At 34.5% G+C, this 14,925-nt stretch carries 14 protein-coding genes; 3 read left to right on the top strand and 11 right to left on the bottom strand.

Features of this window, described 5'->3' with window-relative positions; all coding sequences use genetic code 11:
- Positions 1-15 precede the first annotated feature (15 nt).
- From ACWG0P_RS11630 to ACWG0P_RS11620, 3 genes are all read right to left on the bottom strand, one after another.
- Positions 16-1,272: a cell division protein FtsA gene (locus ACWG0P_RS11630; RefSeq protein ID WP_455801855.1), complete on the bottom strand. Its 1,257-nt coding sequence runs from the start codon at positions 1,270-1,272 to the stop codon at positions 16-18.
- Positions 1,273-1,441: 169 nt separating this feature from the next.
- Positions 1,442-2,869, bottom strand: a complete 1,428-nt coding sequence (locus tag ACWG0P_RS11625; RefSeq protein ID WP_455801854.1) for a cadherin-like beta sandwich domain-containing protein — start codon at positions 2,867-2,869, stop codon at positions 1,442-1,444.
- A 13-nt stretch (positions 2,870-2,882) separates the two neighbouring features.
- Complete coding sequence (locus ACWG0P_RS11620) at positions 2,883-4,799, bottom strand: dockerin type I domain-containing protein (protein WP_455801853.1); 1,917 nt, start codon at positions 4,797-4,799, stop codon at positions 2,883-2,885.
- A 215-nt stretch (positions 4,800-5,014) separates the two neighbouring features.
- Here ACWG0P_RS11620 and rpmB point away from each other — a divergent pair, with 215 nt between their 5' ends.
- From rpmB to ACWG0P_RS11605, 3 genes are all read left to right on the top strand, one after another.
- The gene (gene rpmB, locus ACWG0P_RS11615; protein ID WP_004799868.1) at positions 5,015-5,206 is read left to right on the top strand and encodes a 50S ribosomal protein L28; all 192 of its coding nucleotides are present in this window, start codon (positions 5,015-5,017) and stop codon (positions 5,204-5,206) included.
- 186 nt (positions 5,207-5,392) lie between these two features.
- Positions 5,393-6,223 (top strand): MerR family transcriptional regulator, encoded by an 831-nt coding sequence (locus ACWG0P_RS11610; RefSeq protein WP_455801852.1) that lies wholly within the window; start codon positions 5,393-5,395, stop codon positions 6,221-6,223.
- 13 nt (positions 6,224-6,236) lie between these two features.
- Positions 6,237-7,217: a serine hydrolase domain-containing protein gene (locus ACWG0P_RS11605; protein WP_455801851.1), complete on the top strand. Its 981-nt coding sequence runs from the start codon at positions 6,237-6,239 to the stop codon at positions 7,215-7,217.
- A gap of 49 nt (positions 7,218-7,266) precedes the next feature.
- Here the strand turns inward: ACWG0P_RS11605 and ACWG0P_RS11600 are convergent, their stop codons facing one another.
- From ACWG0P_RS11600 to rpe, 8 genes are all read right to left on the bottom strand, one after another.
- Entirely contained in the window at positions 7,267-8,889 is a 1,623-nt protein-coding gene (locus ACWG0P_RS11600; RefSeq protein WP_455801850.1) for a nucleoside kinase, read from the bottom strand.
- Between the two features lie 110 nt (positions 8,890-8,999).
- A complete protein-coding gene (locus ACWG0P_RS11595; RefSeq protein ID WP_455801849.1) occupies positions 9,000-10,328 on the bottom strand; it encodes an ABC transporter permease subunit in 1,329 nt (442 codons plus the stop codon).
- Positions 10,325-11,191, bottom strand: a complete 867-nt coding sequence (locus ACWG0P_RS11590) for an ABC transporter ATP-binding protein (protein WP_455801848.1) — start codon at positions 11,189-11,191, stop codon at positions 10,325-10,327. Before ACWG0P_RS11590 ends, ACWG0P_RS11595 begins: the two co-directional genes overlap by 4 nt.
- Positions 11,188-12,312, bottom strand: coding sequence for a hypothetical protein (locus ACWG0P_RS11585; RefSeq protein WP_455801847.1), 1,125 nt, complete (start codon positions 12,310-12,312; stop codon positions 11,188-11,190). Before ACWG0P_RS11585 ends, ACWG0P_RS11590 begins: the two co-directional genes overlap by 4 nt.
- Positions 12,309-13,043: a hypothetical protein gene (locus tag ACWG0P_RS11580; RefSeq protein ID WP_455801846.1), complete on the bottom strand. Its 735-nt coding sequence runs from the start codon at positions 13,041-13,043 to the stop codon at positions 12,309-12,311. The genes ACWG0P_RS11585 and ACWG0P_RS11580 overlap by 4 nt, the downstream gene beginning before the upstream one ends.
- A complete protein-coding gene (locus ACWG0P_RS11575) occupies positions 13,040-13,555 on the bottom strand; it encodes an RNA polymerase sigma factor (RefSeq protein WP_455801845.1) in 516 nt (171 codons plus the stop codon). The genes ACWG0P_RS11580 and ACWG0P_RS11575 overlap by 4 nt, the downstream gene beginning before the upstream one ends.
- A gap of 87 nt (positions 13,556-13,642) precedes the next feature.
- Entirely contained in the window at positions 13,643-14,263 is a 621-nt protein-coding gene (locus ACWG0P_RS11570; protein WP_455801844.1) for a thiamine diphosphokinase, read from the bottom strand.
- Positions 14,251-14,913: a ribulose-phosphate 3-epimerase gene (rpe, locus tag ACWG0P_RS11565; protein WP_455801843.1), complete on the bottom strand. Its 663-nt coding sequence runs from the start codon at positions 14,911-14,913 to the stop codon at positions 14,251-14,253. The genes ACWG0P_RS11570 and rpe overlap by 13 nt, the downstream gene beginning before the upstream one ends.
- Between the last annotated feature and the right edge of the window lie 12 nt (positions 14,914-14,925).

Raw genomic sequence — 14,925 nt, 5'->3', positions numbered from 1 at the left:
ATTCCTCGCTCTCTTCTATTTATCATTCAGCAAAATGCTTTTTAACTTCTTGGTAAATCCACCTTCATCGCTCATTACTTTAGGCGCCACAGCATTCAATGCTTTCTCAACGCTACTTGCATCTACACTAATACGCTCATCATGTCGAATGTTCTGTTGTTCTTTCCAACTATAGAATAATCCCAAACATGTTACATATGCACAATCCCTAGCACCAATCGTTTGTGGTACATAGATTTGAGCAGGCGCATTCATTACGCTAATCTTCTCTGCAAGTGATTGTATTTCACAACCCTCACCAGTGATTAAATAACGTACATCACCACTCTCAATAATTGGCAAACATGTTTCATTCATCTTTTGGATCCATTCGTCGATCTTAGGAACTACAACTTCACATACTTGTTTCTCTGTAAGCTGTTTTTGTTCATTACCGCTAGACCATATGTAGATAACAGAATCTTTAGCATTCGCAGTATCAAATGTACAAGTGTTCTGAAGTAATCTAAAACTTATTTTATTTGAAAGTTGATATTCAATCTCAAATTCATGTAGCCAAGTTCCATATCCTTCAGGAATCACTTCGCTACTTACCAATTTTCCATGGGAGAACAAAGAAAGAGTTGTATCATCTCTTGATAAATTCACTAAGATTACAAATTTATCAACCGTCTGTTCAAACACTGCCGCTTCTTGCGCAACTGCATAAGAATCCAGACATATATCCATGATTTCCAATCCAGCCTTTTCTACACAACGTGCATAAGAATAGACGATTTCTTTATCCGCAAATAGTAAATCTACATTCATAATAAGAATATCACTAATCTCTTCCAAAGGCATCTTACGTGATGTAATTCCATTTGTGATGTATTTGATACATCCTACATTCACCAATTCCAGATCCGATTCAGGTTTAAACGTAATCGCTTGATTCAATCCCTTTTGGATATCGCTTAAGCGAACACGCTTTGAACTTGCTTCTGGTACGATAGAGACTTTTTTATTATGACGAGTCACATGCACACTTGGAATCGACATCAACACACGATCAATGCGAAAACCTAATGCTTCTTCTACTTTTTTTACAGTTTTTATAATTGCATTGACCACCAGTTGTTCATCTTGAATCTCTTTGTGTTCAATACCCTTCACTTCTGTTTTTTCAACACGTAGAATATTAAAACGCGTTTCATAAAACTCGCCAACTACCATACGAATTTCATGATCTGCGATTTCCACGGAAGCATATATTTCCTTTTTATAGTCCATAAGGTTATACCCCCTTAGTATATTTTAGCTTTTTCATCTCATATATCATACCATAATTTGTGGTGTTTAAAAACATTTTCATGATATTTATATAAATTTTTTCTTTTTTTTAAAGCTCTTTCATTTCTTTGAAACAAAGAGAAGACATTTCATCTTCTCTTCAAATATTTTAGTCTTTATTTAATAACGATTTTGCTTCTGCACTTAAACCCTCATTTTCTATCTTTACCTTTTTAAATTTCGCATTATTTTTACGTTTTATAAATAAAGTAATCGTTGTAATAAGAAGCCCAACACTAAGCAAGGAAAGTACACAAATAGCAATCAAATATGTCTGGTTGCGTCCTTCCATTTTCTCTACATATGTTTGATAGGAATCCTGCGTAATCGCTGCGGCCTGTGAAAATAACTGCAAGCTGTTTTCTTTCTTTTCATATTGGTAATACACCATATTTCCGGCTTCATCCATGACATATAACAGTGCATAATTCGCAAATGTTTTATCTTCAAACACCCACGCAGTTACTTCTACATCTCCTAATTTAACAGTAGATAACTTCATCCCTTTACGTTCTTGTAGTTCCTTTGGAATATCCACCATCACTAAATTTTTACCTGCAAAAGCAAATGGTTTGTAAATGGAAGTAACTTCCTTCTTTGCTTCATCGTATATATAGAGATTCTTTTCTCCTGTTTTTTCATCTTGCATGTACAACAAAGTCATCTTTAAGGCTTCATTCTTCCAAGCGATTACCTCTTTTCCATCAATGGTAACCTTTGTTTCCGTAAATAGTTTACTCACATCTGTTGATTGATTAAGCACACCCAAGTTTTTCTTGCCATATTTGATAGTAGCAACAGGTTTTTCACTTACATTTACTTTGATCTTATAAACCGTACTAGAACCATTTTCAGCTGTACAAACTACTTCTAAGTTATTTTCTCCAGTTTTCACATCCAAGGCACCAGTTCCAGATACACTCGCTTTCGCACTCTTTGCTTTCGCATCCACTGTTAATTTCGTAGTACCTGCTGGAAGATTTACTTCATAAGAAGTCGTTGCACTAGCAAATGCTGGAGATAATTCTCCATCACTTACAGATAAAGAAGCTAAAGAGCTATCACTATCTTTTGTTTCATCTTTTTCATCTGGATTTGTCGATGTTGTAGGTGTATTATTTCCTGTGTTTCCTCCACCACTATTCCCATTGTTGCCAGGATTCGATGGGCTTACTGGTTTCGCAATCACATCGATCGTAATAGATTTAGATACTTCCATATCAACTGCAGTATCACTATCTGCTATAACACCTGTTACTGATACCTTAAGTTGTCCAACAGAAGAGCCTGTGATTGTATAAGTTTTAGAACTACCTTCAAACCAATCATAATCTTGCACCGCTCCGTTAACTGTCAAGTGTCCTGTACCATTTTGAACGCTAACCGTTATTGTAGCTGATTGTCCTACATAAATTGTAGTTGCGCTAGCATAAACAGAAACACTTGCAGCTTTTAAATCTATTGTATACATCAAGGAAGAGATGAGAATTACAATGACACCGCACAATTTAATAATGTTTTTATATATTTTTTTCATGTAGCTCTCCTAACTATTTTCCCATGATTGTATTTTTGATTAACACGTAATCAGCTGGCGTGATTATACCGTCACCATTCATATCGGCTGCTTTTAGTGAATTTCCAGTAAGTGTTGATTTACCCATAATGTGATTTTTAACCTTGACGTAATCTGCAGGCGTTATAGTACCATCACCATTCACATCTCCAGGTAACGCTTCATAATCTCCATCATTAAAATCCCCTTCATTTAACACACGTACATACTCTGCGCTTACATAGGCATAGTTATTTGTATAATTGTATTCTCCACCTTGTCCATGTCCACATCGTACAATTTGTGTACGGCTTGCATTTAATGGTGGATCTGTTGCTATCTTATACCACTTTGTATTTCCGTTTACATTTTCTCCAGTTACAGTATCCAATATTATAAATGAATAGTTGTTCCAAGCACCTGTTTTATAAAGCGCAGTAGAAGATGTGCTTGCTTCCTTACGAATGTTGATATTATCTCCGTTTGTTTTGATACCGATGCTATAATTTCCATAGTCTTTATTATTAGGAGTATTCTTTTCTAAATTGTATACATGAGATGCTGCTTTTTCACTCCAAAATGGATCAGATGCATATTTCACATTAAAGCCAACCGATTTATCTCCCAGACTAGAGCCATGATATAAACCACTTGCATCAAGTGGGTCTGTATAATCTATAGATACGATATCTCTTGAAAACTGTAAGATACACTCTTTAACACTAGGGAATTTAGTTGCATTATCTGGATCACTGTCAAAAGCAGCGATACCAAAAATATTATTTCTATTTAATGCATAGTCACTTCTTCCCCAGCCACTCTCATTTACAGAAATACCAAAAGCTAATGCAGCATTTACACCAAATGTATTTTGTACATCAATATAATTTGCACCTTGATTACTTAATGCAGATTTATTACTTCCAACTGCAGAAGCTACACGTGTATTGAAATCGGTAGCACTAAATTTCGTTTTTGAGCGGAAAGATAAAAATTGATAATAGCTATAATATGGCGTCTTTGGATTGATAGAATTGTTGTAAGTATTTGCTTTATAATCCGCAATCATTCGTGCATAAGATGTATAAAAATAATGTCCATCATAACTGTAATAGGTTGCTCCTTCACTCATATAAGATTGTTTAGGACCTATATCCTGTGTAGAGTCAGTTCCTGCATAATTCATATTCGTTGTGACATTATGATAAATACGTCCACCCTCTACAGTATAGTTACTTATCGATTTTACTTGGGATTTATTGTCATAATCATAAATTTGTACTTCATCTTTATTTACCCATCCAGTAACTCCAGCTAATCTAAACTTAACCTTTGTTCCATCTGCATTGGTTCCTAAATAAGCAGCATCTGCTCCATAGCATCCATTTGTATATCCATCAGGATCTTCTCCATCACCTAAATAATTAGTATTGACACTACACGCCTTTGTTCTAAAATTCACAACACCATTTGTTACTGCACGGATTTGATCATTTGTGTAAACTGCCAATTTCCCAACACTTCTTGATCTTGCTTTTTTATTCATTGCAGTGTTTGCTTCCTTAAACGTATCATAGCTTGCGATTGTTTCTGGTTCTGAATTCCCTATTTGTACCTTTAAGTCAAACGTTGTTTCTGTATCCGTTTTTTCAGGTAATTCTAATTCATCCGTAATATCTTCATTTGTTTGTTTTATGTAGGTAATGTTCCCATCTTTATCTAATGCAGTAAATATGCCTTCTTTCTCCAAGGTGCTTTGAGCATTTGATACATCATTTTTTTCGTCAGACGCAAAAACACTGTCCATCTGCATAGATGTCAGAGTGATTGCAGTTAACATAAATCCTAGCCCTATTACCTTAGCTTTTTTTGCATATTTCATTTCATCACAATCCTTACTTAACGGCGACATGAAAACATATCGCTCTCCTTTCATTATATAAGAAATGCACTTTTGTTTCAATTTTTAAGGGGCTTTCAAATCTTAAGATTTTCATACATTTTCATCAAAGAAAATTTGCAAATATAAAAATAAAAAATAGCCTTGCTTTTTTATATACAAAATGGTATACTAATCTAGCAAATCGTGTTTTAATAAATGTGTATTGTACGGAAGGAGGTAACGGTATGTCAAAAGTCTGTGCAATTACAGGTAAAGGTCCTTTATCTGGTAACAAACGCTCTCACTCTATGCGTGCTACTCGTCGTAACTGGAATGTAAACTTGCAAAAAGTTAAAGTTATCGTTGATGGAAAACCTCAAACGATCCGTATCAGTGCTCGCGCGTTAAAAACATTAAAAAACAAAAACGCTATCTAATGAGTGAATGAACAGGGAAACCTGTTTTTTTTATACCTGTGCCCTATGTCATAGGTTTTTTTGTATTCTATTTTTAATCATGTTATTCTCTATAAGAGTACACTGTTCCTTTCTTGTTGTACCTTGACTTTTCCCTTACGGCAAGGTGTAACATAAAGACACAGGATAAATAAACAGGAGGAAACCATGTTATCTATAGGAGAATTTTCAAATATATGTAAAGTATCTACTAAGACGCTTCGTTATTATGCAGAAATAGGTTTGATATTACCAGGAGTTATTGACCCTAATAATGGGTATCGTTACTATACCATTGACCAATTACAGACCATGTTATTTATCAATCGTTTAAAGTCGTATAGTTTCTCGCTTGATGAAATTAAGAATATTTTAAAGACAGAGGAAGCTTATGATGATTATTTACAAATAGAACTCATGCGAAAGAAAAAGGAAATGGAAAAGCATTTGTTAGCATGTACGGAATCGCTAGCACAGTTAAATCAAGATATCACGAACTTGAAGGAAGGAAAAAACATGATGTCTTATTATGAAGACATTGATGTTAAACTTCTAGATGTACCTATGATGAATATATTATATATTCGAAAGTGTGTTCATCAAAGTGACTTTGAAGATGAATATAAAACATGTTTCTATAGGCTCTTTCAAAAGATTAGCGATGAGTTGCTAACAATAATAGCTCCACCGATGGTTCTTTTTCATAGTGCTGAATTTGATGTACATGGATTGGATATTGAATTCGCTGTTCCTATTAGAGAATGTGTTACTGGGACAAGGGATTTTAAACCTGGATTGTGTCTTTATACAAAACTACATGGTTCTTATACACAGCTTCCTTCTATTTACGCAAAGCATCAAGAATGGGCAGAAAAAGAAGGATACATAAACAACGGTCCTTTGTTTGAAATCTATGTAAATGATCCTTCCTCTATCCATGATGAACATGAACTTATCACGGAAGTTTATTATCCTGTAAAAAAGCTATCCAAAGGATGAAGGAGTATACAACATGGAAAAAGAAAAACAACTAGAATTAGAACAAAGAATTGCTCAGGAGTATGACAATATGGCTGGTATTGTCCTTATGAAAGATAACAACGTGGTGTACGAGAAGTATTTTAATGGATGTGATGAGAATAGTTTCATTCATGTGTACTCTGTATCAAAAAGTGTTTTATCTATTTTGTTTGGGATTGCGATCGATTTACAACTTATTCGAAGTGTCGATCAATTGGTGTTGGAGTTCTTTCCTAATTATAAGGTAAAGAAACACGAGCACACCTTACAAAACATCACTATAAAAGATGTATTATCGATGTCTGCCCCTTATTCATATAAAGACAATCCTCTTACGTACATACGTTACTTTATGAGTAAGGATTGGGCAAAGTTTGCACTGGATAGATTGGGAGGAAATGGTACTATTGGAGAGTTTCGTTATACGCCTTTGATTGGTCCAGATATTCTAAGTGCAATTCTTGTACAAGCAACTGGTCAAAGTGTTCTTGCGTTTGCGAAGCAATATTTGTTTGATCCTTTGGGAATCATCGTTGAGAAAAGCATTATCTTAAAAAATGCGAAAGGACAGATGGAATTTAATAAAGCTACCAATATCAGTGGATGGGTTGAGGACTCTTGTGGTTTACAGAGCGGTGGTTGGGGGTTAACACTTCGCCTAAAGGATATGGCAAAGATAGCCCAACTCTTCTTACAAGGCGGTGTATGGAACCAACAACAGCTGGTATCCTCTTCATGGATAAAGGAATGCACAAAAGAACACAACCGTTACCAAGAAATGAATCTTGCCTATGGGTATTTATGGTGGATCCTAGAAGATCAATCTTATGCGGCAATGGGAGATGGAGGAAATATTATTTACTATAATACAAAGAAGAATTTAATTGTATGTAGTTCCTCTCTATTCGTAAAAGATGCCAAAGATCGCATCACATTGATTAAGGATTTTATAGAACCCATATTAGAAGATTAAACAAAAGAACTACGATGTACACAAATGTGTAGATGGTAGTTCTTTTCATTTATGAAACATCAAAAATGCTATTACCAATAAATTCCGCAAGGATGGAATGACGTGGAATCGCACCTTCTTCCCCTTCCACAAAATATTCCAAGAATTTATTTAGTCGATTCGCTTCTAGATATTCAACTTCTTCTGGTTTTACCTGCGCTAGTAAAGGCACAACTGTCTTCTTTAGAATAGATAACTCATAAATCATAGATGTATTGAAGATGACATCCGCTTCCTCTTGATATGGATAAATATACGTATCTTCTCCATGTTTCACATTTTTCCAAAAATGAATCGTAGATTGTGCACTCCAAGTACGTGTTCGATAATCTCTTGCGATTCTTCGAATCAATCGATAATCACTCGTAGGTATACGATTATGTTCATCTAAGTTTAGGTGCGTAAGTGCATTGATATAAATTTTAAATTTCGCATCTTCTGGTAGATACGCAGATGTTTGTGGATTTAAACCATGGATTCCTTCTATTATGAGGATATCCTCTTCTTGAAGTACAATTTCATGAGATTGCCATTCCCTCATACCAGTCATAAAATTGAATACTGGTAATTTCACAGGTTGTTTATGAAGCAACTTTAACATCGTTTCATTGAACAAGGTTAAATCCAAAGCTTCTAAACTTTCAAAATCATAGCTTCCATCCGCAAGTTTTGGACAATCTTCACGATTTCGATAATAGTTATCCATAGAAATGGCAACTGGATTCTTTCCTAATATTTTTAAATGAATCGATAATCGATTCGCAAAGGATGTTTTCCCTGCCGAACTAGGTCCTGCGATTAAAATAAATTTGGTATGAGCGTGTTGGGTAACGATGTTACTTGCCAACTCACTTAGCTTCTTTTCCACCATGGTTTCACTCATGAGTACCATATCATCCATTTTTCCATCTATGATATTTTGATTTAACGAAGATACATTGGATACACCAATGAGTTTTCCCCATTCTTCATATTCTTGAAATACTTGGAATAATTTCGTTTGATTTTTAAATGTATCACTTGGAGAAAGCCATAGTCCTGGAGCATAATAACGAATTGAAAAATGCTGTATATAAGAAGTATCTGGTAACATGATTCCATAAAAATAATCTTCATATCCACATAACGTATAAATACTGCTAGATTTACTTTTTCGATTTTTTAATAACTGTGCTTTATCCTTCATACCCTTTGCACAAAACAATGTGACCGCATCTTGAGTAGATACAACATTTCTAAAGATCACTTCTTTTCGTTTGATGATTTCTTTCATCTTTTGTTCTATATTACGAACATCTTTCGGCGATAAAAAACCATCCTTTTCAATTTCACAATATTGTCCATCAGATAAGGAATGTTCTACATGTACAATTGCATCTTTATCGAGTTCACAAACAGCCGCAATCAATAGAAAACTCAGTGTCCTTTCATAAATAAGACGCCCTGTTTCACTAGTATCATATACAAACCGTAGTGTTCCACTTTGTTTTATTTGATAGTTAAGATCGTGCAGTTTTCCATTTAATACACCCGCATAAATATGTTCTCTATCTTCTCTATCTTTTATGATATCCATAATCTTTGTTCCAGATTTAATTTCAACGCAGTGTTCATGTATTGCCAACGTTAACATGTGTATCCTTCCTTTCTATTATAATTATAGTAGCTCTATCATATTTTTATTATACTACATTCTTTTTGATACTCATTAAAAAAACGTACACTTTCATGTACGCTTTGCGATTATGATATGCATCTATATTTTCTGTTCTTATATGTTTTCCATGTAATATAAAGCAACACTCCACATATTGGAAACCATACCATTGGTAATACAATCCATGTATATGCAACCGTTGAAAACAAAGTTGTTATTGGATTATATATTGTCATATCTCCTGCCCTCATAAGCTCTATTGGAAGATAGATATCAAAAGGGAAAAGATACGAGCTTATAAAACTAGGCACAAATATTAGTAGGAATAGAACTGCTAAACTGCGATAACTAGATTTTATATAAGTAGATACTACAACTCCTATTGTCCCAATGATGATGACACCTATCATAAGATAAAGTATAGATAAACAAAACGCCTCTCCATATGTAAATAGACAAATTGCATATTTTCCTTCCGTCATATTTACCATAGCGTCCCCTATATAGCCACCTAGTCCTGCGTATACCATAAATGCTCCCACCATAACTACAGTTCCAATCATTCCACATGCGATAACTGCCGCAACCTTTGAGAAAAACAAGTTTGTTTTTCCTTTTGGACAACTAGATAATACTTCCAACATATTTTTTTTACGTTCTTTATTGAGTATATCACTTGCGATAAAAACCATCCAAATCAACAATAACAAACCAGTCATTGCGATAGTTTCAATGATATTCAGCCACTCTTTACTATTTCCATAATGAAAAGTCCCTTTATTATTCATCACCTCTTTCATAAACAAAAGCTCACTCTTGGAATATACCATTATTGGATAAGTAAAAGAAGGAACTTCTGAATTATCATAAACAGAATACTGCACACCATCTATACCATCTTTATAGTTCCAAGGCTTCTTTACCACCATTGTATTCGCATAATTCACATAAATGCTCCAGATTACTTCATGTTTAATATCTACTTTTGTATGTGTGATATTATCATTATGGAATAAAACCCTCTTTCCTTCTTTTTCAGCTTTTGATGCATCCTCCACTACATAGTTGTTTCCATTAGATTTGAAATCCTCGTACCAATCACTTCCATAAATCTCTTCCATTTTCTTAAAATCATAGATTTGTTCATCCATATGGCGATCAGCTATGAAATACTCTTTTTCTAATTTTTTGTACCACTCCTCATCCATAACGCCTGTCCACTTTTGTTTTTCTTCATCCATGTATTGTGCAACTTCTTTTTCACTCATTAGCGATCCATCCGCATGTGTATAAGAAGTATTTGTTTCTAAATTGCTTTGAAAAAAGAAAATAGATAGAACTGTAAATAAGACTAATAGTATTAGATTTAATCTGGAAGATAATATTTTTTTACACTCTAATTGAAAGAGTTTCATTCTGCCTCCTCCTCAAAGTAGTATAAATAAAGATCATTTAGTGTCTCTTCCACAACGTTTGCCTCTACTTTATTATGTTCATCAATAAGGCGCAAACAAATTTCATCAGCGCTTTCCTTTTGACTACAAATAAGACAGTAATTTGAAAGTTTGTTTGCCTCACTACGCGGCAATGTGATTTCTTTTACTTTTCCACGAATCGCTTCTAAAAGATGTTCACTAGTATCATAAGCAATCAAATTTCCTTGTTTCATAATCATGATTTGATGTGCGATACTTTCTACATCGGATACAATATGTGTTGATAACAAAATGATTTTATCTACAGCAATTTGAGATAACATTCTAGAAAATTGATTACGCTCTTTGGGATCTAAGCCTGCTGTTGGTTCATCTAGTATGAGTATGTTAGGATCGTTCAATAGAGCTTGGGCAATGCCAAGACGTTGTTTCATTCCACCCGATAATGTTTTTATTCTTTTCTTACGTACCTTGTCTAAATGTACAAGAGGTAATAGTTCATTGATTCTTTGCTTTGTATAGTCTTTGGACAACCCTTTTATGGCCCCCATATATTGTAGAAATTCTTCCACTTTAAATCTAGGATACATTCCTATTTCCTGAGGTAAATAGCCAACTTCAGATAGATACTTTTCACGATGTTTGCTAATTTCTAAATCATCGTATAAAATCGTCCCTTCATCTGCTGGTAGTACATCTACCAACATTCTTAATAAGGTCGTTTTCCCACTACCATTTGCCCCTAAAAGACCAATGATGCCAGGATGTAATTCCACATTCATATGATTGACTGCCGTTAGGGAGCCATATCGTTTTGTAAGATCACGTATAGATAAGTTCATGATATACCCTTCTTTCTTATGAAATTCTGTTTTTTCCTACAATGTAAATACCACGTTAATAGAGTCAAGATAACGCATAGAACACCCCAAACACAAGTAAGACCTACCGCCCTAGAAACAGCATAGTTATTTGGAAATACAAGCCATGGGCTTCTCATGATTTGTATACGTCCTTGAAACTGTACAAACACAGAAGGAAACAATTGTGTAAGTGAGAACCCTTGTATTTCCATCGAATAATACTGTGGAATGATAAAGATACAACCAGCAATCATCAGGGAATGTAGTGGCTTATGAAACAATGTGGAGGTGAAAAGAGAAAGTGAAGAACACCCTAATCCCGCAATTATTGTCAATAAAAAAGCTTGCATATTGATTTGCGAAAAATTATAGATTTGGAAAGCATTTTCAAACATCAAAATGGTTGTATCACTTCCAGAAAGATCTAAAAAGATACGTGAGGAAATCTGTAGCACTCCATACATCAATAGTCCCATGATAATCGTAATGATCCATGTGGAAAGTATTTTCGCCCACGCAAGTTGTCGTTTGCCTAGCTTTGAACTTTTCAACAAATCCATGATACCTACCGCATGTTCTTGATTAAACAAATTCCCAAACAACAACACACAAACCACCAAGTAACATAAAGCACTGTTTTTATAGATTTCCATTCGATCAAGCCATCCCTCATATGGTCCATATTTGGGTGTATGATTAAGAATGTCTTGTTTCACTACATCGGGAGCATCCTTAGAATATAAAATACCTTGCCTAAAATTGTAGTAATTAAAGGTATCATAGTACGCATGGTGAATTGTTTGATAGTGAATATCATTGACATCTACACTTTCTTCTTGTAAGGCATTCAATTCTTGTTTTCTTTTTTCTATATAGGAGGGAGTTACACTTCCAGCAATATCTTTGCGTAAAGTGTCCATCTCCTCTTTTTGTTGTTGAACGCTTATTGATGAATTTTCGTTGTATATTACATTTCTTTGATCCATCCACTCAACAACAAGAACTTGAACAAATGGACTCAAGATAACAATGCCTAGTAAAGCACAACGTTTCCAAGAATACAAAAGCTTTTTTATTTCATAATATAATACGAGTTTCATAGTTCATCCCTTCGATATCGTTTGTGAAATATAGTGATAACCCAGTAGAGAATGATAAGTGTTAACGTAAATACTCCCCAGCGCTCTAAAAAACTAGCAATATATTCAGCGATATTTGTGCTTTCCATAAGAAATGAAAGGGAAAGCAAAAATGCATATAAAACAACAAAAATATTTATCACATGATGATGTTTAAAAAAGTGCAGAATAAGGGCATTGATAAAAAAGAAAGGAACACAACCACCGCTTAATAATACCCAAAAATTATACTCACTATAGAAAGATAAGTATAGTGAAACAACAAGTATTCCTGCAATCGAAATCAACGTTAATAATAGCATCTTCCAAAGTAGTAAACGTTCAAATGCTATTCCACATGCACGCTCTACTTCTTGCATACCGAAGAAATCACTTGAAAGAAACTCAACAGCGATCACACTTGAAAGCATCGTCGCAAAGAGCATCAATAAGGCGAGTGTATTACTTTGTAGTGAAAATTTTATGTGCATCCAAGCAACTATCAAAATGCAAACAACTAGCACGCTTTCTATTACAAAGGATTTCCAAACTTGTAGTCGAAATACATCTAGGAACGTTTTATAGAATTTTGTTTCTTTTTTGAACCGATTTCGCTTTATGATTTTTTGAGAATATTGTATCGTTTCCAAAATGTCCTGCGTTGATATTTCTGGAATTTCAATGTTTTCTAATGTTATCCATTCTTCATTCATTTCCAGCCCTCCTTTCGAGCTTTTTCTTGTAATAAGTGGATGGCCAATTTCACCCTTGATTTAACTGTTGATACATTTACGTTTGTAATCAAAGAAATGTCTTTAAATTTTAAATCTTCATCAAAACGTAATACAATCACCTCTTGTAAGTGCTGGGGAAGTTCTTTCATCCATTTGCGTAAGATATGCTTTTCTTCATTGCTTTGAATTACATATTTTACATCATTTTGATGATCCACTAGGAGTTCTTCTTTCAGTTCTTCTGTAATCTTTCTTGATTTTGTATAATCAAAGATTAGATGTGCCGCAATACGATATAAATAAGGTAGTAGTTTTCCTCGTTCTTCATATTTTTCTACATTTGCGAAAAAATGATAGAAAGTCTCCTGTGTAATATCTTTTGCCAAAGAAGTGTGTAAGATTCTACGGTAGACATATGCATATATCTTTGGATAATTCTCTTGAATCATCTGCTCTATTTCATCTTCAGCAAGTGTTGCTGTTTTTTTCACACAAGTTCCTCCCTTCATACTGTTTAACGATTTCTATATAAGAAAGACGAAATTATTTTCATAAATTCGCAAAAAAATACACAGAACTTAACATCCTGTGCATGTATTATCATCACTTTGCATCATCAACATACGTCCATAATGTAAAATGATATGGGCTTCTTGTCCTTCAAACTCATTGGAAATAGAGTAGATATCAGAAGGTACTAACTTCTGCTCATAAAGAGGATACGCTACCCCTGTTTCGCTTATACAGCTTTCCTCTAGTGCTAAAAAGGATAAATACTTATGTTCCTTTTGTATTGTATATTCACCAGGCAACAATACTTTTAGAATGTTGTTTCTATCCATAAGAGTGATTGGTAAACGTCGATGTATCATCAAATGCAAGTTCGCAAGTTCATGATCCATACGACCACCCAATCCACCATATAAGATAATTTCTTCATATCCGAGGTTCATTGCGTAATGAATCGCTTCTTCACTATCGGTTTCATTTTTTTGTGCAGGTAGTTTTTCAACGTTTGTATACATTACTAATTGTTGGTATACTTCTTCACTGATACTATCAAAATCTCCGATAGCTGCCACTAATGGAATCCCTAATTCCATGCATACAAAGGCACCATGATCTACACCGATATAATCGTAAGTTTCATCATAGATAAGTGTATCACTCATGCCCGCAACTAATATTATTTTACGCATAACAAGGAGTCTACTGCTTGCGCAATGTTTTGTTTGAAGACATAGCTTCCCGCAACCAATGCATCACAACCCGCTAGAATAGCTTTGCGTCCAGTTTCTTCGTTGATTCCACCATCGATTTCAATTCGTGTATCCAAATGTTGAGCTTCTATGTGTTCACGTAATACACGTACTTTATCAAGTGTATCTTCCATAAAGGATTGTCCACCAAACCCTGGTTCTACAGACATAATCAAAACCAAATCCATTTCATGTAAGTGAGGAAGTAACGCTTCTACCCCTGTCTTTGGTTTTACAGATACCCCTGCTTTTACACCCATTGAACGAATATGACGACATAAGGCAATACATTCATCTATATCATTAAGTGCCTCTACGTGAAAGGTAATGATATCCGCTCCAGCCTTTGCGAATACATCCGCAAAGAATTTAGGATCGCTTACCATAATATGTACATCCATGACCATATCCACTGCCTTCTTGAACCCTTTTAATAAATCAGGTCCAAACGTTAGATTTGGCACGAAATGTCCATCCATGACATCAAAGTGCATCCACTTTGCATTACTTTCATTTAATTCCTTTAATTGTTCACTCACTCTAGCATAATCTAAAGAAAGGATCGATGGCGCAATTACTACTTCTTTCATTCTGTTTTCCTC

Source organism: Amedibacillus sp. YH-ame6 (assembly GCF_053848845.1).
This window is presented reverse-complemented; position numbering and strand designations above follow the sequence as displayed.